Annotated in this window: 3 protein-coding genes; all 3 read left to right on the forward strand. The window is 76.0% G+C overall.

What is annotated here, in order from left to right:
- Positions 1-41: 41 nt before the first annotated feature.
- Complete coding sequence (locus tag ACFVJS_RS27695; protein ID WP_378886755.1) at positions 42-818, forward strand: hypothetical protein; 777 nt, start codon at positions 42-44, stop codon at positions 816-818.
- A complete protein-coding gene (locus tag ACFVJS_RS27700; protein ID WP_378886756.1) occupies positions 815-1,795 on the forward strand; it encodes a CocE/NonD family hydrolase in 981 nt (326 codons plus the stop codon). Before ACFVJS_RS27695 ends, ACFVJS_RS27700 begins: the two co-directional genes overlap by 4 nt.
- On the forward strand, positions 1,792-2,131 hold a 340-nt coding region (locus ACFVJS_RS27705; protein ID WP_378886757.1), incomplete at its 3' end, for a hypothetical protein. The genes ACFVJS_RS27700 and ACFVJS_RS27705, both read left to right, overlap by 4 nt.

The raw sequence follows: 2,131 nt of genomic DNA on the forward strand, positions 1-2,131 counted from the left end.
GGCCCTGTCCCCCACCGACCACCGAGCAGCCAGGAGAACCGATGTACCCCAGACACGAGTGGCGTCCACTCCCCGCCGCCCGCGGCGAGGTCCGCCTCTCCCCCGACATGCCGGCGCTGCGTACCGGATCGGGCGACTTCCTCAGGCTGCACGACCTGCCCGGCTCCGGCCGGGTCCTGACCTTCCGTTACCTCCTGCGCGTACGCCGGGCCGCGCTCGAGCGCGAGGCGCGGATGCGCAGCTCGCGATGGCCCGAGGGCCGGCGCAGCATCCTCGTCCTCGGCCGCGACCGGCTCAGCCGTGCACTGGCCGCCGAGCTGGCCCGCTCGGGTGCCGAGGTCCGACGCGACGACCGGAGCGGACAGGCTCCGTGGGCCGATGCCGTCGTGGACGTGCGCGAGGCTCCGCAGCGCCCCGAGGCGGACGAGCCTCTGGGGCAGCTCGTCAGCGGCGGAGCGGTGCTGCTGCGCGGCCGGCGCGAGGGCGGCCGGATGCTGATCTTCCCGCTCGCCGTCGACGGCAGCGAGGCCACCCCGGACCAGGTCAGCCGTCGCCGGCTGGCCGCCTCCCCGGCCGCCCCCGAGCTCTCCTCGTGGCTCTCGAGCGACCGCCGCGAACCGCGTCCGCTGTCCCGGGCGACACGGACGCTCACCGTCGCCCGCTGTCTGTCGGTCCTGGAGGACTGGGCGACCGACGCCCCCGCCGTCGCCGAGCACCGGCGCCTGCTGCGGGTCATCGGAGACGGCCTGCGCGAACGTACCCACACCGTCCTCGGGTTCGACGAGCCGGCACCGCGCCCGCAGGGACCCGGCCGGTGACCGATCCCGAGGTCGCTCCCTTCCCGGTCAGCGCCCGCGACGGCGTGGTGCTCGGCGGCTGGCTGGCCCGCTCCGTCGGCACCGCCCGGGCCGTCGTGCTCGTCCGCACGCCTTACGACGCCCAGGCCCACCTTCCCCTCGCCCGGTCGCTGGCCCGGCACGGCTTCGACTGCCTGGTCCAGGACGTACGCGGCCGCTACACCTCCGGCGGCACCTGGCGGCCCTACGCCGCCGAGGCCGTCGACGGCATCGACACCGTCGACGCCCTGCATCAGCGCTGCCCGCGAACCCCTGTGGTCGCCTACGGCGCCTCCTACGCCGCCCACACCGCCCTCGAGACCGCTCGTGCCGACGGCCGGGTGAGCCGGGTGGTCGCCCTGGTGCCAGCGCTCGGGGCACACGAGACCGCCTACTCCGTCGACGGGACCCCGCAGCACCTGGACCGGCTCGGCTGGTGGACGATCCACGGCTTCGGCCGCCGGGCCGAGCCCGCGCTGGCGCCCGAGGTGCTGCGGGCAGCGACCGCCGTCGCCGACCGCGAGGGCCCGATGGTTGCCGCGGCCGGTCTCGGCTGGGACCCGACGCGCCTGGACGCCTTCGGCGAGCTCTGGGCCACCCCGGCGCTCGAGCTGGCCGACCACTTCGGCGACGTCACCGCACCGCTCCTGGTGGTCACCGGCGATGCCGACCCGTTCGACGCGTACGCCCGCCGGCTGGCCGCCGGATGGGGTGCCCGCAGCGGGGCGAGGAGCGCCCTGGTCAGCGGCCCCTGGGGGCACGACCTCGGCACCGCGGACCCCGCGCTCCGGGCGGTGTACGACACGGCCGGCTCCCCCGGCCGCACCATCCTGCGCTGGCTCACCGACGGCGAGCCCGCACCCGGCCAGGAGCTCCGGCTCGATGTCGCATCCCGGACCTGGTCCGAGCGGCCACTCGTCACCACGACAGCGCCGACCACCCAGAGAGGACACGCATGACCGGATCATCCACGCGGATGCCGCCGCTGGACGTCGAGCGCCTGGTGGACCGGGAGACCGGCCTGATCCGGCGGGTGCGAGAGGTGCTGCGCCCCGAGCGCGCACCCTTACGCTACACCTCGCTGACCGCCGAGGTCTCCGACGCCCGCTGGCTCGGCGACTGGCCGGCCGACCGGGTCTCGCTCGGCACCACCTTCGGCGACGTCGCGGGCGCCCGGATCGCCGCGATCGCCGAGGGCGTCGAGCGCTACTGCGGAAACTTCATCCCGGACAGGCTCGACCCGGCCGAGTTCCGGGTCGGCACCGCGGCCGACCTGCAGGAGCAGGGCCTAGCTC

It is taken from the genome of Nocardioides sp. NPDC057772 (genome assembly GCF_042798075.1).
Lineage (GTDB): Bacteria > Actinomycetota > Actinomycetes > Propionibacteriales > Nocardioidaceae > Nocardioides.

Bases quoted from the DNA above. Each gene is read 5' to 3' on its own strand.
- ACFVJS_RS27695 (WP_378886755.1), top strand. From the start codon at position 42: ATGTACCCCAGACACGAGTGGCGTCCACTCCCCGCCGCCCGCGGCGAG.